20 protein-coding genes are annotated in these 19,487 nt (G+C 73.4%); 10 read left to right on the top strand and 10 right to left on the bottom strand.

Translation table 11 applies throughout. The annotated features are described in order from the left end of the window. Positions 1-22 precede the first annotated feature (22 nt). The 3 genes from OHS33_RS07735 (at position 23) to OHS33_RS07725 (ending at position 4,114) form a co-directional block, all read left to right on the top strand. On the top strand, positions 23-1,498 hold the full coding sequence (locus OHS33_RS07735; RefSeq protein WP_330329634.1) for a CitMHS family transporter: 1,476 nt from the start codon (positions 23-25) through the stop codon (positions 1,496-1,498). Positions 1,499-1,595: 97 nt separating this feature from the next. Then, positions 1,596-3,008 (top strand): aldehyde dehydrogenase family protein, encoded by a 1,413-nt coding sequence (locus OHS33_RS07730; protein WP_330329633.1) that lies wholly within the window; start codon positions 1,596-1,598, stop codon positions 3,006-3,008. A 26-nt stretch (positions 3,009-3,034) separates the two neighbouring features. After that, a complete protein-coding gene (locus OHS33_RS07725) occupies positions 3,035-4,114 on the top strand; it encodes a Zn-dependent alcohol dehydrogenase (RefSeq protein ID WP_330329632.1) in 1,080 nt (359 codons plus the stop codon). Positions 4,115-4,594: 480 nt separating this feature from the next. Here OHS33_RS07725 and OHS33_RS07720 read toward each other — a convergent pair whose 3' ends face one another. Next, the gene (locus OHS33_RS07720; RefSeq protein WP_330329631.1) at positions 4,595-5,239 is read right to left on the bottom strand and encodes a TetR/AcrR family transcriptional regulator; all 645 of its coding nucleotides are present in this window, start codon (positions 5,237-5,239) and stop codon (positions 4,595-4,597) included. Positions 5,240-5,312: 73 nt separating this feature from the next. Between OHS33_RS07720 and OHS33_RS07715 the strand changes: the two genes are divergently transcribed. The 3 genes from OHS33_RS07715 to OHS33_RS07705 all read left to right on the top strand — a co-directional run bounded on the left by OHS33_RS07715 (position 5,313) and on the right by OHS33_RS07705 (position 7,622). After that, the gene (locus tag OHS33_RS07715; protein WP_330329630.1) at positions 5,313-6,470 is read left to right on the top strand and encodes an acyl-CoA dehydrogenase family protein; all 1,158 of its coding nucleotides are present in this window, start codon (positions 5,313-5,315) and stop codon (positions 6,468-6,470) included. Between the two features lie 106 nt (positions 6,471-6,576). Then, a complete protein-coding gene (locus OHS33_RS07710; RefSeq protein ID WP_330329629.1) occupies positions 6,577-6,891 on the top strand; it encodes a YiaA/YiaB family inner membrane protein in 315 nt (104 codons plus the stop codon). 92 nt (positions 6,892-6,983) lie between these two features. Next, positions 6,984-7,622: a TetR/AcrR family transcriptional regulator gene (locus tag OHS33_RS07705; protein WP_330329628.1), complete on the top strand. Its 639-nt coding sequence runs from the start codon at positions 6,984-6,986 to the stop codon at positions 7,620-7,622. Here OHS33_RS07705 and OHS33_RS07700 read toward each other — a convergent pair. Next, complete coding sequence (locus OHS33_RS07700; RefSeq protein ID WP_330329627.1) at positions 7,613-8,074, bottom strand: MaoC family dehydratase; 462 nt, start codon at positions 8,072-8,074, stop codon at positions 7,613-7,615. The two genes, OHS33_RS07705 and OHS33_RS07700, sit on opposite strands and share 10 nt — an antisense overlap. A 122-nt stretch (positions 8,075-8,196) precedes the next feature. Here OHS33_RS07700 and soxR point away from each other — a divergent pair, with 122 nt between their 5' ends. After that, positions 8,197-8,655, top strand: a complete 459-nt coding sequence (gene soxR, locus OHS33_RS07695; protein WP_330329626.1) for a redox-sensitive transcriptional activator SoxR — start codon at positions 8,197-8,199, stop codon at positions 8,653-8,655. Here the strand turns inward: soxR and OHS33_RS07690 are convergent. The 5 genes from OHS33_RS07690 to OHS33_RS07670 all read right to left on the bottom strand — a co-directional run bounded on the left by OHS33_RS07690 (position 8,642) and on the right by OHS33_RS07670 (position 12,954). Then, positions 8,642-8,911, bottom strand: a complete 270-nt coding sequence (locus tag OHS33_RS07690; protein ID WP_330335347.1) for a hypothetical protein — start codon at positions 8,909-8,911, stop codon at positions 8,642-8,644. The two genes, soxR and OHS33_RS07690, sit on opposite strands and share 14 nt — an antisense overlap. Then, positions 8,814-9,347, bottom strand: a complete 534-nt coding sequence (locus tag OHS33_RS07685; RefSeq protein ID WP_330334945.1) for a hypothetical protein — start codon at positions 9,345-9,347, stop codon at positions 8,814-8,816. The genes OHS33_RS07690 and OHS33_RS07685 overlap by 98 nt, the downstream gene beginning before the upstream one ends. 80 nt (positions 9,348-9,427) lie before the next feature. Continuing rightward, on the bottom strand, positions 9,428-9,970 hold the full coding sequence (locus OHS33_RS07680) for a hypothetical protein (RefSeq protein ID WP_330329625.1): 543 nt from the start codon (positions 9,968-9,970) through the stop codon (positions 9,428-9,430). A 149-nt stretch (positions 9,971-10,119) separates the two neighbouring features. Then, entirely contained in the window at positions 10,120-11,484 is a 1,365-nt protein-coding gene (locus OHS33_RS07675) for a serine-threonine protein kinase (protein WP_330334944.1), read from the bottom strand. Between the two features lie 183 nt (positions 11,485-11,667). Further along, entirely contained in the window at positions 11,668-12,954 is a 1,287-nt protein-coding gene (locus tag OHS33_RS07670; RefSeq protein ID WP_330329624.1) for an exo-beta-N-acetylmuramidase NamZ family protein, read from the bottom strand. A 128-nt stretch (positions 12,955-13,082) separates the two neighbouring features. Here OHS33_RS07670 and OHS33_RS07665 point away from each other — a divergent pair, with 128 nt between their 5' ends. From OHS33_RS07665 to OHS33_RS07655, 3 genes are read left to right on the top strand one after another with little or no spacing between them, the layout of a single operon-like run. Continuing rightward, entirely contained in the window at positions 13,083-13,898 is an 816-nt protein-coding gene (locus OHS33_RS07665) for an SDR family oxidoreductase (RefSeq protein ID WP_443065423.1), read from the top strand. Then, positions 13,895-15,580, top strand: coding sequence for a class I adenylate-forming enzyme family protein (locus OHS33_RS07660; RefSeq protein ID WP_330329622.1), 1,686 nt, complete (start codon positions 13,895-13,897; stop codon positions 15,578-15,580). Before OHS33_RS07665 ends, OHS33_RS07660 begins: the two co-directional genes overlap by 4 nt. Before the next feature lie 56 nt (positions 15,581-15,636). Beyond that, positions 15,637-16,311, top strand: a complete 675-nt coding sequence (locus OHS33_RS07655; protein WP_330329621.1) for a TetR/AcrR family transcriptional regulator — start codon at positions 15,637-15,639, stop codon at positions 16,309-16,311. A 27-nt stretch (positions 16,312-16,338) separates the two neighbouring features. Here OHS33_RS07655 and OHS33_RS07650 read toward each other — a convergent pair whose 3' ends face one another. From OHS33_RS07650 to OHS33_RS07640, 3 genes are all read right to left on the bottom strand, one after another. Then, positions 16,339-16,986, bottom strand: coding sequence for an acetate uptake transporter (locus tag OHS33_RS07650; protein WP_330329620.1), 648 nt, complete (start codon positions 16,984-16,986; stop codon positions 16,339-16,341). A gap of 151 nt (positions 16,987-17,137) precedes the next feature. Then, positions 17,138-18,400, bottom strand: a complete 1,263-nt coding sequence (locus tag OHS33_RS07645) for an acyl-CoA dehydrogenase family protein (RefSeq protein ID WP_330329619.1) — start codon at positions 18,398-18,400, stop codon at positions 17,138-17,140. Between the two features lie 11 nt (positions 18,401-18,411). Beyond that, the gene (locus OHS33_RS07640; protein ID WP_330329618.1) at positions 18,412-19,443 is read right to left on the bottom strand and encodes a phosphotransferase family protein; all 1,032 of its coding nucleotides are present in this window, start codon (positions 19,441-19,443) and stop codon (positions 18,412-18,414) included. Positions 19,444-19,487 lie beyond the last annotated feature (44 nt).

The following is a 19,487-nucleotide window of genomic DNA, read 5'->3' as shown; positions in this document are numbered from 1 at the left end:
GGGGGACACCTACCTTCCGAGCATGCTGACCTTCCTCGGCTTCGCCATGATCGCGACCTTCCTGGTCCTGATCATGATGAAGAAAATGTCGCCGATCGCGGCGCTCGTCCTCATTCCCGCGCTCTTCTGCGTGTTCGCCGGCAAGGGCGCGCACCTGGGCGACTACGTCATCGACGGCGTCGGCAAACTCGCGCCGACCGCCGCCATGCTGATGTTCGCCATCGTCTACTTCGGTGTGATGATCGACGTCGGCCTCTTCGACCCGGTCGTCCGGGGCATCCTGCGCTTCTGCAAGGCCGACCCGATGCGGGTGGTGGTCGGTACGGCGGTGCTGGCCGCGATCGTCTCGCTCGACGGGGACGGCTCGACCACCTTCATGATCACCGTGTCGGCGATGTACCCGCTCTACAAACGGCTCGGCCTCAGCCTGGTGGTCATGACCGGCGTCGCCGCCACCGCCAACGGCGTCATGAACACGCTGCCGTGGGGCGGCCCGACCGCCCGCGCCGCGACCGCGCTCAAGCTCGACGCCGCCGACATCTTCGTGCCCATGATCCCGGCCCTGGCCGTCGGTCTGCTGTGCGTCTTCGTCCTGGCCTACGTGCTCGGGCTGCGCGAGCGTCGCCGGGTGGGCGCGCTGTCCCTGCCCGGCACGGCCGACGACGCGCCGGCGGCCGACGCGGAAGCCGAGCGCCTGGTTGTGGCCGGTACGGGCGCCACCGCGTCCGGGGCCGACACCGCCGGGTCCGCCGCCGGAGCCACGGCTGGACCCGCTTCCCCCGGGTCCGCGTCCCCCGCCCCCGCCGGGGCCGCTGCTCAGGCCGGCACGGATCCCGCCGACCCTGAGGGTGACGGGTTCCAGGGGCTGGACCCGGACCGGGTCACGCTGCGGCCGCGGCTGTACTGGTTCAACGCGGGCCTCACCGCCGTCCTCCTGACCGCGATGATCATGGAGTTGCTCCCCATCCCGGTGCTGTTCCTGCTCGGCGCCGCCCTCGCGCTCACCGTGAACTACCCGAAGATGGCCGACCAGAAGGCCCGCATCGCCGCGCACGCCGACAACGTCCTCAACGTCGCCGGCATGGTCTTCGCCGCGGCCGTCTTCACCGGAGTCCTCACCGGCACCGGCATGGTCAAGGACATGGCGGGCTGGCTGGTCGGCGCCATCCCGGACGGGATGGGCCCGCACATGGCGCTGGTCACGGGCCTGCTCAGCCTGCCGCTCACCTACTTCATGTCCAACGACGGCTTCTACTTCGGCGTCCTGCCCGTCCTCGCCGAGGCGGGCGCCGCGCACGGGGTCTCGCCGCTCGCGATCGCCCGCGCCTCCCTGGTCGGACAGGCCCTGCACATGTCCAGCCCGCTGGTCCCGGCCGTCTACGTCCTCGTCGGCATGGCCAAGGTGGAATTCGGCGACCACACCCGCTTCACCGTGAAGTGGGCCGCGCTCACCTCGCTCGTGGTGCTGGGTGCGGGGATGCTTTTCGGCATCATCTGACCCTGGCGCCCAGAAAACTACCGACGCTAGTTTGTAGGGTGGCCGCGAGGTCCATGCGGTCCATGCGGTTCACGCGCTCGTGCTCGGGAGGAATGCGATGAAGGCCCACGACGGGATGTACATCGGCGGGGAATGGCGGCCCGCCGCCGGACGGGACCGGATCGAGGTCGTCAACCCGGCCGACGAGCAGGTCATCGCCAGTGTCCCGGCCGGGACCGAGGAGGACGTGGACGCGGCCGTCCGGGCCGCCCGCGCCGCCTTCCCCGGCTGGGCGGCCACCCCGCCCGCCGAGCGGGCGGCCCGGATAGCCGCCCTGCGGGACGTCCTGGTCGCCCGCAAGAGCGAGATCGCCGAGACCATCACGGCGGAACTCGGCTCCCCGATCGGCTTCTCCGAGAGGGTCCACGTCGGGGCGCCCGTCGCGGTGGCCCACTCGTTCGCCGAGATCGGCGCGACGTACGCCTTTGAGGAACGCCTGGGCAACTCCACAGTCCTGCTCGAACCGGTCGGTGTCGTCGGGGCCATCACCCCCTGGAACTATCCCCTGCACCAGATCGTTGCCAAGGTGGCACCCGCTCTCGCCGCCGGCTGCACCATCGTCCTCAAGCCCGCCGAGGACACCCCGCTGACCGCGCAGCTCTTCGCCGAAGCCGTGCACGAGGCGGGCATACCCGCCGGAGTGTTCAACCTGGTGACCGGCACCGGCCCGGTCGCCGGACAGGCCGTGGCCGCCCACCCGGGGGTCGACCTGGTCTCCTTCACCGGCTCGACCGCCGTCGGCAAGCAGATCGGCGCCACCGCGGGCGCCGCCGTCAAGCGGGTCGCCCTCGAACTGGGCGGCAAATCGGCCAATGTCATCCTGCCCGGGGCCGACCTCGCCAAGGCGGTCGCGGCCGGCGTCGGCCACGTCATGAACAACGCGGGCCAGAGCTGCAACGCCCTGACCCGGATGCTGGTCCACCGCGACGACTACGAGGAAGCCGTCTCCCTCGCCGCCGCCGCGGTCGCCAAGTACCCCACCGGCGACCCGCGCGACCCGGCCACCCGCCTCGGCCCGGTCGTCAACGCCAAGCAGCACGACCGCGTCCGCGGCTACATCGCCAAGGGCATCGCGGAGGGCGCCCGCCTGGTCGCGGGCGGGGCGGACGCGCCCGCGGAGCGCGGCTACTTCGTCGCGCCCACCGTCTTCGCGGACGTCACCCCCGACATGACCATCGCGCAGGAGGAGATCTTCGGCCCCGTCCTGTCGATCCTCGCCTACGCCGACGAGGACGAGGCCCTGAGCATCGCCAACGGCACCGTCTACGGGCTCGGCGGCGCCGTGTGGGCGGCCGACGAGGCGAGCGCCGTCGCCTTCGCGCGCCGCATGGACACCGGCCAGGTGGACATCAACGGCGGCCGGTTCAACCCGCTCGCCCCCTTCGGCGGCTACAAGCAGTCCGGCGTCGGCCGCGAACTGGGCCCGCACGGCCTGGCCGAGTACCTCCAGACCAAGTCCCTGCAGTTCTGAGCCCCGGAAACACGGAGACGACGACCATGGTCCGCGCCGCCATCCTGCCCGCCATCGGAGCCCCCCTGGAGATCCGGGAGATCGTGCTCCCCGATCCCGGACCCGGGCAGGTCCGGGTCAAGCTCACCGCCGCCGGGGTCTGCCACTCGGACCTCTCCCTCACCGACGGCACCATGCGGGTCCCCGTGCCCGCGGTCCTCGGCCACGAGGGCTCCGGCACGGTCCTCGCCGTCGGCGAGGGCGTCACCCACGTCGCCCCCGGCGACGGGGTGGTCCTCAACTGGGCCCCGTCCTGCGGGCAGTGCCACCACTGCTCGATCGGCGAGGTCTGGCTCTGCGTCAACGCCCTCGCGGGCGTCGGCGCCGTCTACGCCCACGACGCCCAGGGCGCGGAGCTGCACCCCGGGCTCAATGTGGCCGCCTTCGCCGAGGAGACCGTCGTCGCGGCCAGCTGCGTGCTGCCCGCACCGGCCGGGGTCCCGCTCGCCGAGGCGGCGCTTCTCGGCTGCGCCGTCCTCACCGGCTACGGCGCCGTCCACCACAGCGCCCAGGTGCGCCCCGGCGAGTCCGTCGCCGTCTTCGGTGTCGGCGGGGTCGGCCTGGCCGCGCTCCAGGCGGCGCGGATCGCGATGGCGGGCCCGGTCGTGGCCGTGGACGTCTCCCCGGCCAAGGAGGAGCTGGCCCGCGCGGCCGGGGCCACCGAATTCGTCCTCGCCTCCGACACCACCGCCAAGGAGATCCGCGCCCTCACCGGCGGGCGGGGCGTGGACGTCGCCATCGAGTGCGTCGGGCGTGCCGAGACGATCCGCGGGGCCTGGGAGTCCACGCGGCGTGGTGGCCGTACGACGGTCGTGGGGATCGGGGGCAAGGAGCAGCAAGTCACCTTCCACGCCCTGGAGATCTTCCACTTCGCCCGTACGCTGACCGGCTGCGTCTACGGCAACAGTGACCCGGCGCGGGACCTGCCGGTGCTGGCGGCGCATGTCCGGGCCGGGCGGCTCGACCTCGGTGCGATGGTGACCGACCGGATCGGGCTCGATGGCATTCCGGCTGCCTTCGATGCGATGCTCGCGGGCAAGGGGGGCCGCTCCCTGGTCGTGTTCTAGCCCGCCCGGCCCCTGACCCCGGCCGCCAGCCAGGACCCCGGCCCTGGGCGGCCGGCCCGGCCCGGCCCCGGCGTACGCGTGCGCGCGTCCGTGCGGGGCCGGTGCTGCCTCCGGCGGCGCCTCAATCGCCGGCGGGGCTGGTTTTGGCTGGCCCTCATGTCTTTGGCGGTGCCGTGATGGGCGGCCGGGGTGGTTTGGTCGGCCTCTGGCCTCTGGTGGTGCCGTGATCGGCGGTCGGGGTGGTGTGGTCGGCCTCTTGCCTCCGGCGGCGCCTCAAACGCCGGCGGGGCTGGGTGTGGCTGGGCCGCTTGCCGTCGATGGGGCTGGGTGTGGCTGGGCCGCTTGCCGTCGGCGGGGCTGGGTATGGCTGGCCGCTTGCCGTCGGCGGAGCTGGGTGTGGCTGGGCTCCTTGCCGTCGGCGGGGCTGGTTTTGGCGGGGCCTCTTGCCGTCGGGGCGGGGCTGGGGGCGGGGCTCAGGTGTTACGCGCTCCGCAAGGCCTCGTATTGGAGGGTCAGGCCGTCCAGTAGGGCGGTCAGGCCCGTTTCGAAGGCTCCCTGGTCCACTTCGCGCTGGCGTTCGGCCAGGAGGTGGGCCTGGCCGAGGTGGGGGTAGTCCGCGGGGTCATAGGCGGCCTCGTCGTCCACGAAACCCCGGGCGAACGAAGCCACCGCCGACCCCAGGATGAAGTACCGCATCAGCGCGCCGATCCGGGTCGCCTGGGCGGGCGGCCAGCCCGCCGCCGTCATCGCTCCGAACACCGCGTCGGCCACCCGCAGCCCGGCCGGGCGGCGCCCCGGGCCCCGGGCCAGGACCGGCACGATGTGGGGGTGGTCGGCCAGCGCGTCCCGGTAGGAGTGCGCCCAGTCGGCCAGCGCCGTGCGCCAGTCCCGCGGATCCCCGTCCTCGAACATCGACAGGTCCACCCGCGCGCTCACCGCGTCCGCGACCGCCTCCAGGATCTGGTCCTTGGTGCGGAAGTGGTTGTAGAGGGACGGCCCGCTGACCCCCAGGGCCGCCGCCAGCCGCCGGGTCGAGACCGCTTCCAGCCCTTCCGCGTCCACGAGCGCGCCCGCCGCCGCGACGATGCGTTCTCTGCTCAGGAGGGGCTTGCGCGGTCTGGCCATGCGCCACATAGTAGGGCCTGCCCCACTTAAACTACCGGTGCTAATTTAAAGGGTCCGTCGTCGAGGAGTGGCCGTGAACCTGGAACTCAGCGAGGAGCAGACCGCGGTCCGCCGGCTCGCCCGTGACTTCGCGGACCGCGAGATCACGCCGTACGCCGCCGAATGGGACCGCGCCGAGAGCGTGGACCGGGCCATCGTCAAGAAGCTCGGCGCCGTCGGCTTCCTCGGCCTGACCGTCCCCGAGGAGTACGGCGGCTCCGGCGGCGACCACCTCTCCTACGTCCTGGTCACCGAGGAACTGGGCCGCGCCGACTCCGCCGTGCGCGGCATCGTCTCCGTATCCCTCGGCCTGGTCGCCAAGACCATCGCCGCCTGGGGCGACGAGGAGCAGAAGCGGGCCTGGCTGCCGCGCCTGTGCTCCGGTGACGCCCTCGGCTGCTTCGGCCTGACCGAGCCCGGCACCGGTTCCGACGCCGGGAACCTCACCACCCGCGCCGTCCACGACCCCGACACCGGCACGTACACCGTCAACGGCGCCAAGATGTTCATCACCAACGGCACCTGGGCCGACGTCGTCCTCCTCTTCGCCCGCACCAACGACGAGCCCGGCCACCGCGGCGTGTCCGCCTTCCTCGTCCCCACCGACACTCCCGGCCTGACCCGCCGCGAGGTCCACGGCAAGCTCGGTCTGCGCGGCCAGGCCACCGCCGAACTCGCCTTCGCGGACGTACGGGTTCCGGCCTCCGCGATGCTCGGCCCCGAGGGCAAGGGGTTCTCGGTCGCGATGTCCGCGCTGGCCAAGGGCCGGATGTCGGTCGCCGCGGGCTGCGTCGGCATCGCCCAGGCGGCGCTGGACGCCGCCCTCGCGTACGCGGCCCAGCGCGAGCAGTTCGGCAAACCGATCGCCGGCCACCAGCTGGTCCAGGAGCTGATCGCCGACATCTCCGTGGACGTGGACGCCGCCCGGCTGCTGACCTGGCGGGTCGCCGACCTGATCGACCGCGGACTGCCCTTCGCCGCCGAGTCCTCCACCGCCAAGCTCTTCGCCTCGGAGGCGGCGGTCCGCGCGGCGGGCAACGCCCTCCAGGTGCACGGCGGTTACGGCTACATCGACGAGTACCCGGCGGGCAAACTCCTGCGCGACGCCCGCGTGATGACCCTCTACGAAGGCACGAGCCAGATCCAGAAGCTGCTCATCGGCCGCGCCCTCACCGGCGTGTCGGCCTTCTGAAGGCGCCGGGTGCCAGGCGGCTGGACCCCCGAACTCCCGGCTCTGAGTACGCACATGAGTACGTGAGCGGATTACCCCCGCCGCGCCCGCTCGCGATGCTGGAGCCATGAACGAGACACCGGTCAAGCAGCAGAACACGGGGGCCTACTACGGCCAGGCCGTCGCCTCCTTCGGCGTCGCGATGGGCGCCGTCGCCCTGGGGATCTACAACCTGGAGGCGAACGCGTGGGTCCGGGCCTTCCTCGGCATCGCGGTGCTCTACCTCACCACCTCCGCCTTCACGCTCGCCAAGGTGGTCCGGGACCGCCAGGAGGTGACCCAGATCGTCACCCGGGTCGACCAGGCCCGGATGGAGAAGATCATGACGGAGTACGACCCCTTCTCGCCGCGGCCGCAGCCCAAGCCCGCGCAGGACCGCTGAGCGCTTATCGCTAAGCGCTAAGCGCTTGCTCACCCTCCGGTAAGCTGTTCATTTCCACACGGGACGAGCACGGCGAAGAGGGTGAGCGGGCGATGGACATCTCGGACGAGGCGACCGAGGCGACGACCGGCGGCTACCAGCCGTGGTCGGAGGTCACCCCCGACGCCGCGCGCCGGCTGCTGCTGGCCGCCGTCGAGGCCTTCGCCGAGCGCGGGTACCACGCCACCACCACGCGTGACATCGCGGGGCGGGCCGGGATGAGCCCGGCCGCGCTCTACATCCACTACAAGACCAAGGAAGAACTCCTCCACCGGATCAGCCGGATCGGCCACGACAAGGCCCTGGAGATCCTGGAGACCGCCGCGGACGGGCCCGGCACCGCCGCCGAGCGGCTCGACGCCGCCGTCCGGTCCTTCGTGCTGTGGCACGCAGCGCACCACACCACCGCGCGGGTGGTCCAGTACGAGCTCGATGCTCTCGCTCCGGAGCACCGCTCCGAAATCGTGGCACTGCGCCGCCGCAGCGACGCGGCCGTCCGCCGGATCCTCGCCGACGGGGTCGGCGCGGGGGAGTTCGACGTACCGGACGTCCCCGGCACCACCCTCGCCGTGCTGTCGCTGTGCATCGACGTGGCCCGCTGGTTCAGCGCGTCCGGGCAGCGCACGCCCGACGAGGTCGGCGCGCTGTACGCCGGCCTCGTGCTCCGCATGGTCGGGGCGCGTCAGAAGTAGTAGCGGGACACCGTCTGCGCCACGCAGACCGGCTTGTCGCCGCCCTCGCGCTCGACCGTCACCGTCGCCGCCACCTGCACCCCGTCGCCCACCTCCGTCACCGCGGTGATCACCGCGGTGGACCGCAGCCGCGACCCGACCGGCACCGGAGCGGGGAAACGGACCTTGTCCGTCCCGTAGTTGATGCCCATCCTCATGCCCTCGACCCGCATCGTCTGCGGTACCAGACTCGGCAGCAGCGCCAGCGTCAGATAGCCGTGCGCGATGGTCGTCCCGAAGGGTCCGGACGCCGCCCGCTCGGGGTCCACGTGGATCCACTGGTGGTCGCCGGTGGCGTCCGCGAAGAGATCGATCCGCTTCTGGTCGATCTCCAGCCACTCGCTCGGCCCGAGCGGCTCACCGACCCCCGCTCGCAGTTCCTCGGCGGACGTGAAGATCCTCGGCTCGGCCATGCCTGTGCCCCTGCCTCTCAACGACTCAACGATCAAAACGAGCGAATAAGCGCTTGCTCAGCATGCTGGGGCGACATGGGTCTGTCAACGGACGGAAACACGCACCGACTACGCTCGGCCCGGTGCCGCAGATTCCCGAAAAAGTCCACGAGCTCACCGTCGGCCAGCTGTCCGCGCGCAGCGGCGCGGCGGTCTCCGCGCTCCACTTCTACGAGACCAAGGGCCTGATCAGCAGCCGCCGCACCGCGGGCAACCAGCGCCGCTACACCCGTGACGCGCTGCGCCGGGTCGCCTTCGTCCGCGCCGCCCAGCGCGTCGGCATCCCCCTGGTCACCATCCGCGAGGCGCTGGCCCAGCTCCCGGAGGAGCGCACCCCCACGCACGAGGACTGGGCCCGGCTGTCCGAGAACTGGCGCGCCGAACTCGACCAGCGGATCAAGCAACTCGGCCGTCTGCGCGATCACTTGAGCGACTGCATCGGCTGCGGCTGTCTCTCGCTGGAGACCTGCGTCCTGTCCAACCCGGACGACGTCTTCGGCGACCGGATCACCGGCTCCCGCCTCTACGTCACGCCCCGGTAGTCCCGGTGGCGAGCAGGGCCAGCGCCACCGTCACGAGTTCTTCGTTGGACCGGGCCGGGCGACCGTCCGGCAGGTGGAGTACGTCGCCCAGCCCGGTCCGCACCCATCGGCGCGGCCCTGTTCCCGCACCGCGGAGCAACACCTCCCAGGCGGCGGCATCACGGCCGTACACCAGCACCTCGCGCACCCCCTCCACCCCGCCCCACGCACCGGACCAAGCCGCGACGCCCAGGTCGGCACCCGCTCCCGCACCCACACCCACCTCCACCACCAGCCGCGCCACCGGAACCCCCGGGAGCCCGGCACCCACCCCACAGCCCGGCACCCACCCCACAGCCCGACACCACCCCACCCCCCGCCACCACCGCGTCCACCGCCACCCCCCGCTCCGCCAGGGCCGCCGCCAGCTCCACCGCACCCGGCTCGGCGAACCGCACCTCCGCCCGGTCGGGCAGTACCTCCCAGGACCGCACCCGGGCCACCCGCGCCCCGGGATCCGGCTCCGCGGCCACGCTCGCGCACACCACCAGCGGCGCCGCGACCCCGCCCTCCCGCAGCGCCCGGAGCGCCGGCCCGACCACCCGCGGCGACAGGCTCTCGCGCCCGCACGGGGTCCGCGGGTGCACCAGCACCTCACCGGCCCCGGCGGCCACCGACCGCAGCGCCGACTCCACCAGCGCCTGCGGGGACATCGGCACCGCCGCCCCGTCGGCCGCGCTCCGCGCCCCGTTCAGCGACACCTGCAGCACCACCCCTGAGCCCGTCGCCCGCGTCACGCCGAGTCCGCGAGCGCCGGTCTGGGCACCACGATCCCGCAGCCCGCGCACACCGGCCCGACCCAGTGGCCGGGCCCGGCCGGGGCGGGCCAGCGCAGTTCCTCGTCCCCGCACACCGGGCATCCCGTGCCCGGCTCCGATTCCAGCGCCTTCACCAGCCGCCGCAGCACCTCGCCCAGCGCGCCCTCCGGGCGGACGTCCGGATCGGCGCACCGCACCACCGCCTCGCCGCTCCACGCCCACTCCGGGCGCCGCAGCCCGTCGTGCTTCTCCCGCCGCCTGCGCTCGGCGAAGTGGCGCTCGTACTCCAGCCACACCGCCCGCGCGTCCTCCAGTTCCTCCAGCGCCGCGACCAGCCTGAGCGGGTCCGCGCCCCGGTCGTCGGGGCCGATCCCGTGCCGGTCGCACAGGTGCCACCAGGTCGCCCGGTGGCCGTACGGGGCGAAACGCTCCAGGCAGCGGCGCAGTGAATGGCGCCGCAGGGCCCGGTCGTTGCCCGCGTCGCGCACCTGGTACGCCAGACTACGGAAACCCGCCATCACACCTGCACCTCCGTCGCGCTCGTGCTCGCATACGGCAACGAGTGACGTCACATGTCTTCACATGTCTTCGATGTGCCCAACATGCCCGCCCGGGTGTGGGCGCATGCGGGGGCGGTCGAGGCGTGCGGGTGGCACATGGCCGGAAGTCAGCGCCCCACGCGCCCCGCCAGAGTGACCAGACGGGCCAGTTCTTCGTGGCAGATGTCGCTGTGCGCCCCGGAAGGCGCCCCTCCGCGCCGCACCACCGACGCCGCGTCCACGCTGACGCACCCGGCGGCCGGGAGCCCGCCGCGCAGCGCCGCGTCCAGGGTCAGCCGCGGCGCGCCCGCCACCTCCTGGATGCCGTCGTGTCCGACCGCGCCCCACCGGCTGTCGAAACCCGCGAAACCGGTCGCGTCCCCGGCCAGCCGGGAGGCCAGCGGGTAGAGCACCTTCAGGGCCGTGTCGAAGTCCGAATGGCAGGCCACCACCGGTCCGTCCACCCGCGACGGGAGACCGTGCAGGTCACCGGCGCCAAGGCCGAAGGGCAGCCGGGCGGCGAACGCGTAGTGGGAGAAGGCCCCTTGGAGCAGGGTGACCGAGCGGACGCCGCGCGGTCCGGCCTCCGGCAGCCCGCGCAGCGCGAACGACACCACCCGCGCCCCGAAGCTGTGCCCGATCAGGTGGACCCGCGGGCCGCTCCCACCGCCCGACGGCCGTGCCAGCCCCGCCAGGACCGGGCCCAGGCCGTGCTCGCCGATGACTCCGGCGCGCTTCTTCATCCGGTAGTAAGTGGCCTGCCGCAGCAGCTCCTTGGCCCCGTTCCAGAGCGAGTGCGCGGCGGACCCGACCGAGAAGCCCTGCGCCCCGGGCACCGGCGGCGCGCCGTCCAGGGCGCCGCCCAGCGCGCCGGTCTCCGCGAGCGCGTCCGTGAAGGCCCGGCACACCTCCAGCACGTCCTCGGTGAACATGAGCGGCACCCGGCCCGGCGCGGCGGCCCCGGCCCCCACGGCGGTGTCCGTGCCACTCAACTCCCGGATCAACGCCCCGAATTCGACGAGGGCGGCCGCCGATTCCGGCTGCTGTTCCAGGAGTTCCGCGACGCGGTCCAGCTCGGCCTCCCGCCCCGGCCAGAACTCCCCGAGCGCCTGCCGCGTCCGCGCGTCCAGCCGCACCGCATAGCCGGTCTCCGCGACAGCGTCCCCGACCCCCACCGCGCCCTGGTGCCCGAAGTCCGGTATCGGTTCGTCGGAGAAGATCATCGACGGCCAGACGACCCCCACGTACCCGGGCCGCACGCCCGGCGCGAGCAGTCCGGGGAAGGGCGCGAAGAAGCTGTCGTAGAGCTGGGTCGCCGCCGTCCGGTCGCTGTTCCAGCCGTGCGCGAAGACCAGCAGGTCCGTCACGTCCAGCCGGGCCACCGCGTCCCGGGTCGCCGGGTCCACGTCCCCGTCCGCGTCGAAGGTCAGCTCCACGTACGGCCGTACGCGCACCCCCGCGGCCCCCGCGCCCGACACGCCCGCGTCCGACATCCCCGCACCCGCCATGACGTCCCCCTCCGCGTCGCACCGCCGGGCCGCGGCGCGGCCGGTGCCGACAGCATCCTGCGGGCGCCCCCGCCCGGCCAGCCCCCGGACGGCACCGGTATCCGCCACCGGTATCCGGCACCGCGACGGAGGCCCCAAGAGGCTCGGTCGACGCGAGCCCCGCGAGCCTCAGCTGTAGAGCAGGTACTTCTCCCGCACCGCCGCGAACCGCGCCAGCCCCGCCTCCCAGTCGGCCGCGATCTCCGCGACCCCCGCCCCCGCGTCCACCATCCGCCGGACCCGGTCCGAGCCGGTCAGCCGGTCGATCCAGTGGTCCTCCCGCCACGCGAACCCGCTCCAGGCGCGCCGCGCGCTCACCAGCAGCCCGATCCCGGTCCGCACCGGGTCGAAGGCCTCCGGGTCGTGCACCAGCAGCCGCACCCCGCCGCACACCCGCCCGGCGTGTTTGGAGAAGGAGGGCGTGAAGTACGCCTCCCGGAACCACACCCCGGGCAGCCCCAGCGCGTCGGCCTCCCGCGCCCAGCTCCGGTCGACGCCCTCGGCGCCCAGCACCTGGAAGGGGGTGGTGGTGCCCCGCCCCTCGGACAGGTTGGTCCCCTCGAACAGGCAGGTCCCCGCGTACGCGAGCGCCGTGTCCGGGGTCGGCACGTTGGGACTCGGCGGCACCCAGGGCAGACCCGTCGACCCGAACCGGTCCCGGCGCCGCCACCCCGACATCCGGACCGTGCGCAGCCGCGCCGGCAGCGCGGCCAGGAACTCGCCGTTGAACAGCAGGGCCAGCTCGGCCGCGGTCATCCCGTGCGCGAGCGCGATCGGCTCCCGGCCCACGCCGCTCGCGTACGCCCGCTCCAGCACGGGACCGGCGGCCCGGGCGCCCCCGGCCGGGTTGGGCCGGTCCAGCACCACCACGGCCTTGTCCGCCAGCGCCGCCGCCCGCATGCAGTCGTACAGCGTCCAGATGTAGGTGTAGAACCGCGCCCCGATGTCCTGGACGTCGAACACCACCGTGTCCACCCCGGCCGCCGTGAACACGTCCGCGAGCGCCTGCCCGCTCTTGTCGTAGACGTCGTACACGGGCAGTCCGGTCGCCGGATCGCGCGCGGTGCCCTCCGAGCCGCCCGCCTGCGCCGTCCCGCGGAATCCGTGCTCCGGCCCGAACACCGCGACCAGGCGCACCCGTTCGTCGGCGTGGAGCACATCGACCAGGTGGCGCGCGTCGGCGGTGATCCCGGTGGGGTTGGTGACCACCCCGACCCGCTGCCCGGCGAGGTCCCCGTAGCCGTCGGCGATCAGCCGCTCCAGCCCGGTCACCACCCGTTCCGGCGTCCGCCCCCGCCCCCGCCCCCGCCCCGGCCCCGGCCCGGGCCCCGGCGCGGCGGCGCCCACCGCGCCCACGGCGCCCGCCGCCCCCAGTGCCCCGGCCGCTCCCAGCAGTCCCCGTCGCGACAGATCCATCGCCCCAAACTAGGTGTCGGCACTCTTCCATCCCGGCATACCGACTGGTTAGTCTGCCGTCGACCGGCGCGATCCGGCGCGGGCCGCGGCAGGCGACGAGGAGCGATCCAGTGGGCACGGACCAGCACGTGGACCAGCACGGCAAGGGCGAGGGCGACGGTCGGTTCGGCCACGGCGGCGGGCACGGCCACCAGGGCGCGCGCGTCGTCGTCACGGGCGCGGGCGGCGGGATCGGCGCCGCCCTCGCGCGCCGCTTCGCCGCCGAGGGGGCGACCGTCGTGGTCAACGACCTCGACCCCGCCCGGGCCGCGGCCGTGGCGGCGGAGATCGGCCCCCGGGCGATCGCGCTGCCCGGCGACGCCTCGGCCGTCGTGGCGGAGGCCCGCGAGGCCCTGGGCGGGGTGGTGGACGTCTACTGCGCCAACGCCGGGCTCGCCTCGGGCGGTGACGCCTTCGCCGACGAGGCCGTCTGGGACGCCGCCTGGCAGACGAACGTGATGGCCCACGTCCGCGCCGCCCGCACGCTGCTGCCGCAGTGGCTGGAGCGGGGGAGCGGCCGGTTCGTCTCCACCGTCTCGGCCGCCGGGCTCCTGACCATGATCGGAGCCGCGCCGTACAGTGTCACCAAGCACGGTGCACTCGCCTTCGCCGAATGGCTGTCGCTGACCTACCGCCACCGCGGGATCCAGGTCCACGCCATCTGTCCGCAGGGAGTACGCACCGACATGCTGACCGCTGCGGGTTCCGCCGGTGAGCTGGTGCTCGCGCCGACCGCCATCGAACCGGAAGACGTCGCCGACGCCCTCTTCGAGGGTATGGCCTGGGGCCGCTTCCTGATCCTCCCGCACCCCGAGGTCGCCGGGTTCGCGGCCGCCCGCGCCACCGATCCCGACCGCTGGCTCAGCGGGATGAACCACCTCCAGCAGAAGTGGGAGACGGAGTGACCCCGACCCCGGACCCGCAGCCGACCGCCTCGCCGTACGCCGCGCGTCCCTGGCTCGGCCGGCTGACCGCGGCCCAGCGGGCCCCGGTCAGCCCGCCGCCCACCGTGCTGCACGCCTTCCGCGACGCCGTGGCCCGGGCCCCGGGCCGGACCGCGCTCGCCTACTTCGACGGGCGGATCGCCTACGCCGAGGCCGACGCGCTCTCCGGCTCCGTCGCGGGGTACCTCGCCGGGCGCGGGGTGCGGGCGGGGGACCGGGTCGCCGTCATGCTCCAGAACACCCCGCACTTCGCGCTCGCCGTCCTCGCCGTCTGGAAGGCCGGGGCCGTCGTGGTCCCGCTCAACCCCATGTACAAGTCGGCCGAGGTGGCCCACATCCTGCGCGACTGCGGCGCCGCCGCGCTGGTCTGCGAACGCGGCGCCTGGGCGGCGTACCTCGCCGACGCGGTCGCGGGTACGGACGTACGCACCGCCCTCACCACCAGCGACCTGGACTTCCAGAGCCGGGGCGACACCCGCGTGCTGGACCCGGACCGCGAACTGCCGCCCCCGGGCGCCCCCGCCGAGGACTTCCTGACCGTGGCCCGCGCCGGTCACCGCGCCCCCGGCTTCCCGGCGGCCGGACCCGCCGACACCGCGCTGATCAGCTACACCTCCGGCACCAGCGGCACCCCCAAGGGCGCCCTGAACCCGCACGGCGCGGTCACCTACAACGCGGAACGGCAGGTGACCGGGCACCCGGTCCCCGAGGGCGCCACCTACTTCGCCCTCGCCCCGCTCTTCCACATCACCGGCCTGGTCTGCGAACTCGCCGCCTGCTTCCGCAACGCGGGCACCCTCGCCCTCGCCCACCGCTTCGAGGCCGGGGTGGTCCTCGACGCCTTCCTCGAACACCGCCCGGCCTACACCGTCGGCCCCGCGACCGCCTTCATGGCCCTGGCCGCCCACCCGGGCGCCACCCGTGACCACTTCGCCTCGTTCCAGGTGATCTCCTCCGGCGGGGCCCCGCTGCCGCCCGCACTGGTCGAGCGGCTGCGCGCCTCCTTCGGCTTCTACCTCCGCAACGGCTACGGGCTCACCGAATGCACGGCCCCCTGCGCCTCCGTCCCCCCGCACCTGGAAGCCCCGGTCGACCCCGCCTCGGGCACCCTGTCCGTCGGCGTCCCGGGCGCGGAGACGCTCGTACGCGTCCTCGACGAGCGCGGCGCCGAGGTGCCGCTCGGGGAGAGCGGGGAGATCGCGGTGCGCGGGCCGCAGGTGGTGCCCGGCTACTGGCGGCTGCCCGCCGATACCGCCAAGGCCTTCCCGGACGGCGAACTGCGCACCGGGGACGTCGGGTTCATGGACGCGAATGGCTGGCTCTATGTGGTCGACCGCAAGAAGGACATGATCAACGCGTCCGGTTTCAAGGTCTGGCCGCGCGAGGTCGAGGACCTCCTCTACACGCACCCGGCCGTCCGTGAAGCCGCCGTCGTGGGCGTTCCGGACCCGTACCGGGGGGAGAGTGTGAAGGCGTACGTCAGTCTTCGTCCCGGTATGTCGGTGGAGCCCGCCGAACTGTCCGCGTACTGCGCCGCGCGCATCGCCGCGTACAAATACCCGCGCCAGGTCGAGATACTGCCTGTTCTCCCGAAGACGACCAGTGGCAAGATCCTGCGACGGGAACTGCGCGAGCGCGGCTGAAAACCAGCGGTGGGCGTGACGCGTTCGATGGTGAAGGCGAAGGGAAGGCGAAGGCCATGGAGACCAAGGAGCCCGCGCGGCCGCACGAGGCCGCACGCCCGGCGGAGTCCACACGGCCGCCGAAGGGGTCCGCGCGGCCCAAGGAATCCGCCGCCGCGCAGGACACGCCGGTCCCGCAGCGGCTGCTGGCCGTCGCCACCCGGCTCTTCGCCGAGCGGGGCTACGACCGCACCTCGGTCCAGGAGATCGTCGAGGCGGCCGGGGTCACCAAGGGCGCGCTCTACCACTACTTCGGGTCCAAGGACGACCTGCTGCACGAGGTGTACGCACGGATGCTGCGCCTCCAGCAGCAGCGACTCGACGCGATCGCCGACTCGGCGGCCCCGGTCGAGGAACGGCTGCGCGCGGCCGCGGCCGACGTGGTGGTCACCACGATCGAGAACCTCGACGACGCGATGATCTTCTTCCGCTCGATGCACCAGCTCAGCCCGGAGAAGTACAAGCAGGTACGGGCCGAGCGGCGGCGCTACCACGAGCGCTTCCGGGCCCTGGTCGAAGAGGGGCAGCGGACCGGGGTCTTCGCCTCCGCCACCCCCGCCGACCTGATCGTGGACTACCACTTCGGGTCCGTCCACCACCTGTCCACCTGGTACCGCGAGGACGGCCCGCTCACGCCGCAGCAGGTCGCCGATCACCTCGCCGACCTGCTGCTGCGCGCCCTGCGTCCCTAGACGTCCCGCGGGTGCCCGGGGCGGGGCTCAGCCGAGCGGGAGGACCTTGCGGCCCCACGTGTCCTCGGCCACCACGGCCAAGGAGATGTACCAGGCGATCCCCGCGGTGAGCAGGCCGAGGAAGCCGCCGGTGTGACCGAGTGCGGTGACCTCGGTGAGGTCGCCCAGCGCGAGGAAGAGGAAGGTCAGCGCCAGCGAGACGAACAGCAGGCGGTGCGCCACGTCCAGCTTCATCGCGGCGATGGACATGGAGGCGGTGAAGACGAACCAGGCCACGAGGAACCAGCCGGTGGCGATGTGCGCCTGATCGGCGGGCAGCGTGGGGACGACGAACTTCACGTAGCCCGCGAAGGACATCCAGAAGGCGCCGTACGAGACGAACGCGGTGGTCCCGAAGGTGTTGCCGCGGCGGAATTCCATGATGCCCGCGACGAACTGCGCGAGGCCGCCGTAGAACAGGGCCAGCGGCAGCACGACGGCGCTGAGGGCCGCGTTCGGGATCAGGCCCGAGTTGAAGAGGCTGAGCACGAAGGTGGTCAGCGCGAACGCGGCCAGGCCGAGGGGGCCGGGGTTGGCGACCCGGCCCGCCACGGCGGCGGACGCGGCGGCGGACGCGGTGACGGATGCGGTGACGGGAGGGGTCACCGGCGCCGGGGCCAGAGTGGAGCTAGGCATGACGAGAGGCACTTTCGATGGGGGATCTATCGAATATATCGGACCTTCGTGATGGTCCAGACCAGTCGGAAGTCCCCCTCGGAGCCCGAACGGCCGCCGGGCGGCGGGCCGGAAGGCCCGGTCCGCGCCACCCCCGGCCTCCGCCCGCGCGTCAGCGGTACCGCTTCAGCTCCCGCCGGGCCAGCGACCGCTGGTGCACCTCGTCCGGGCCGTCCGCCAGCCGCAGCGTCCGCGCCGCCGCCCACAGCTCCGCGAGCGGGAAGTCCTGACTGACCCCGCCCGCCCCGTGCAACTGCACCGCCTGGTCCAGGATCCCCACCACCGCGCGCGGGGTGGCGATCTTGATGGCCTGGATCTCGGTGTGCGCACCGCGGTTGCCGACCGTGTCCATCAGCCAGGCCGTCTTGAGCACCAGCAGCCGCAGCTGCTCCACGGTCACCCGGGCGTCCGCGATCCAGTTCTGCACCACCCCCTGCGCGGCCAGCTCCTTGCCGAAGGCGGTCCGCCCGATGGCGCGCCGGCACATCAGCTCGATGGCCCGCTCCGCCATCCCGATCAGCCGCATGCAGTGGTGGATGCGGCCCGGGCCCAGCCGGGCCTGGGCGATCGCGAAGCCGCTGCCCTCGTCACCGATCAGGTGGGAGGCCGGGACCCGTACGCCGTCGAAGACCACCTCGGCATGACCGCCGTGGTCGTGGTCCTGGTAGCCGTACACGCTCATCGCCCGCCGCACCTCGACGCCCGGGGTGTCCCGCGGCACCAGGATCATCGACTGCTGGCGGCGCGGATCGGCGTGGTCCGGGTCCGTCTTGCCCATTACGATGAAGACCTTGCAGTCCGGGTTCATCGCCCCGGAGATGAACCACTTGCGCCCGGTGACCACGTAGCTCCCGCCGTCGGCGGACCGCTCGATGCGCGTCTCGACGTTGGTGGCGTCCGAGGAGGCCACCTCGGGCTCGGTCATCGCGAACGCGGACCGGATCTCCCCGGCCAGCAGCGGCTCCAGCCACCGCTTCTTCTGCTCGTCGTCCCCGAACTGGGCCAGCAGCTCCATGTTCCCGGTGTCCGGGGCGGCGCAGTTGGTGGCCATCGGCGCCAGGTGCGGGCTGCGGCCGGTGATCTCGGCGAGCGGCGCGTACTGGAGGTTGGTCAGCCCGGCGCCGTACCGCTCGCCGGGCGAGCCGTGCCCGTCGTGCCCGTCCCTGCCCTGCCCGTCCACGAAGAAGAGGTTCCACAGGCCCTGGCGGCGGGCCTCGGCCTTGAGTTCGCCGAAGACCGCCGGAGTGTCCCAGGGGGAGGGCAGCAGCGCCCGCTGCCCGGCCGCCACCGCCTCCGCCGGATAGACGTACTCGTGCATGAACGCGAGCAGCCGCTCGCGGAGTTCCTCGGTCCGGGCGTCGAATGCGAAGTCCATGAGCGCGTGCCTCAGCCTTCCTGGAGGGTGGTCAGACCGTGTTCGATGAAGACCGGAACCAGCTCGCCGATCCGGTCGAAACCCGCTCCCACGGTCTGCCCGAGCGTGAAGCGGTAGTGGATGCCTTCGAGGATGACCGCGAGTTTGAACCAGGCGAAGGCGGTGTACCAGGAGATCGCCCCGGTGTCCCGGCCCGAGCGGGCGGCGTACCGCTCGATCAGCTCGGCGGGCGCCGGATGGCCGGGCGCGCCGCTCGTCGTGCTCACCGGGGACTCGGTCAGCCCCAGGTCGGAGCTGTACATCACCAGCAGCCCGAGGTCGGTCAGCGGATCGCCGAGGGTGGACATCTCCCAGTCCAGCACCGCCCGGATGGTGTCGTCCGGGCCGCCGATCAGCACGTTGTCGAGCCGGAAGTCACCGTGGACCACCGTGGGGGCCGGGGAGTCGGGCAGCGCCCGGCCGAGCGCGCCGTGCAGCTCGTCGATCCCGGCCAGCTCCCGGCCCCGGGAGGCCGCCAGCTGCTTGCCCCAGCGCCGCAGCTGCCGGTCGAGGAAGCCCTCGGGGCGGCCGAAGTCGCCCAGGCCCACCGCCTCGGGATCCACCGCGTGCAGGTCGACCAGGGTGTCCACCAGGCCGAGCACCGCCCGCCGGGTCCGCTCGGGGCCCAGGGCGGCCAGCTGCCCGGCCGTCCGGTACGGCACTCCCTCCACGAACTCCATGACGTAGAAGGGGGCGCCGAGCACCGACTCGTCCTCGCAGAGCAGCAGCGTCCCGGGCACCGGAACCGCGGTGCCGGCCAGCGCGGCGATCACCCGGTGCTCGCGGCGCATGTCGTGCGCGGTGGCCAGCACGTGGCCGAGCGGCGGGCGCCGGACCACCCAGCGGCCGGCGCCGTCGGTGATCTCGTAGGTCAGGTTGGAGCGGCCGCCCTCGATCAGCCGGCCGCCGAGCGCCCCGGTCACCAGCCCCGGCCGCACGCGGTCGAGGTGGGCGCGCAGCCGCTCCAGATCGAGACCGCGGGGACCGGCCGGTGGTGTGGTCATGGTGCGGACCTCCGTATGACGAGGGGCGGGCGGTGCCCGGTCGG

This window comes from Streptomyces sp. NBC_00536 (genome assembly GCF_036346295.1).
Taxonomy (GTDB): Bacteria; Actinomycetota; Actinomycetes; order Streptomycetales; family Streptomycetaceae; genus Streptomyces.
Note: the sequence above shows the minus strand (reverse complement) of the source record. Positions and strands in the feature narration are given on the sequence as shown.

Excerpts from the sequence above, each read along its gene's own strand:
- OHS33_RS07735 (WP_330329634.1), top strand. The coding sequence starts at position 23 with ATGCTGACCTTCCTCGGCTTCGCCATGATCGCGACCTTCCTGGTCCTG.
- OHS33_RS07730 (WP_330329633.1), top strand. The coding sequence starts at position 1,596 with ATGAAGGCCCACGACGGGATGTACATCGGCGGGGAATGGCGGCCCGCC.
- OHS33_RS07725 (WP_330329632.1), top strand. The coding sequence starts at position 3,035 with ATGGTCCGCGCCGCCATCCTGCCCGCCATCGGAGCCCCCCTGGAGATC.
- OHS33_RS07720 (WP_330329631.1), bottom strand. The coding sequence starts at position 5,239 with ATGGCCAGACCGCGCAAGCCCCTCCTGAGCAGAGAACGCATCGTCGCG.
- OHS33_RS07710 (WP_330329629.1), top strand. The coding sequence starts at position 6,577 with ATGAACGAGACACCGGTCAAGCAGCAGAACACGGGGGCCTACTACGGC.
- OHS33_RS07705 (WP_330329628.1), top strand. The coding sequence starts at position 6,984 with ATGGACATCTCGGACGAGGCGACCGAGGCGACGACCGGCGGCTACCAG.
- OHS33_RS07700 (WP_330329627.1), bottom strand. The coding sequence starts at position 8,074 with ATGGCCGAGCCGAGGATCTTCACGTCCGCCGAGGAACTGCGAGCGGGG.
- OHS33_RS07685 (WP_330334945.1), bottom strand. The coding sequence starts at position 9,347 with ATGTCCCCGCAGGCGCTGGTGGAGTCGGCGCTGCGGTCGGTGGCCGCC.
- OHS33_RS07680 (WP_330329625.1), bottom strand. The coding sequence starts at position 9,970 with ATGGCGGGTTTCCGTAGTCTGGCGTACCAGGTGCGCGACGCGGGCAAC.
- OHS33_RS07675 (WP_330334944.1), bottom strand. The coding sequence starts at position 11,484 with ATGTCGGACGCGGGCGTGTCGGGCGCGGGGGCCGCGGGGGTGCGCGTA.
- OHS33_RS07670 (WP_330329624.1), bottom strand. The coding sequence starts at position 12,954 with ATGGATCTGTCGCGACGGGGACTGCTGGGAGCGGCCGGGGCACTGGGG.
- OHS33_RS07655 (WP_330329621.1), top strand. The coding sequence starts at position 15,637 with ATGGAGACCAAGGAGCCCGCGCGGCCGCACGAGGCCGCACGCCCGGCG.
- OHS33_RS07650 (WP_330329620.1), bottom strand. The coding sequence starts at position 16,986 with ATGCCTAGCTCCACTCTGGCCCCGGCGCCGGTGACCCCTCCCGTCACC.
- OHS33_RS07645 (WP_330329619.1), bottom strand. The coding sequence starts at position 18,400 with ATGGACTTCGCATTCGACGCCCGGACCGAGGAACTCCGCGAGCGGCTG.
- OHS33_RS07640 (WP_330329618.1), bottom strand. The coding sequence starts at position 19,443 with ATGACCACACCACCGGCCGGTCCCCGCGGTCTCGATCTGGAGCGGCTG.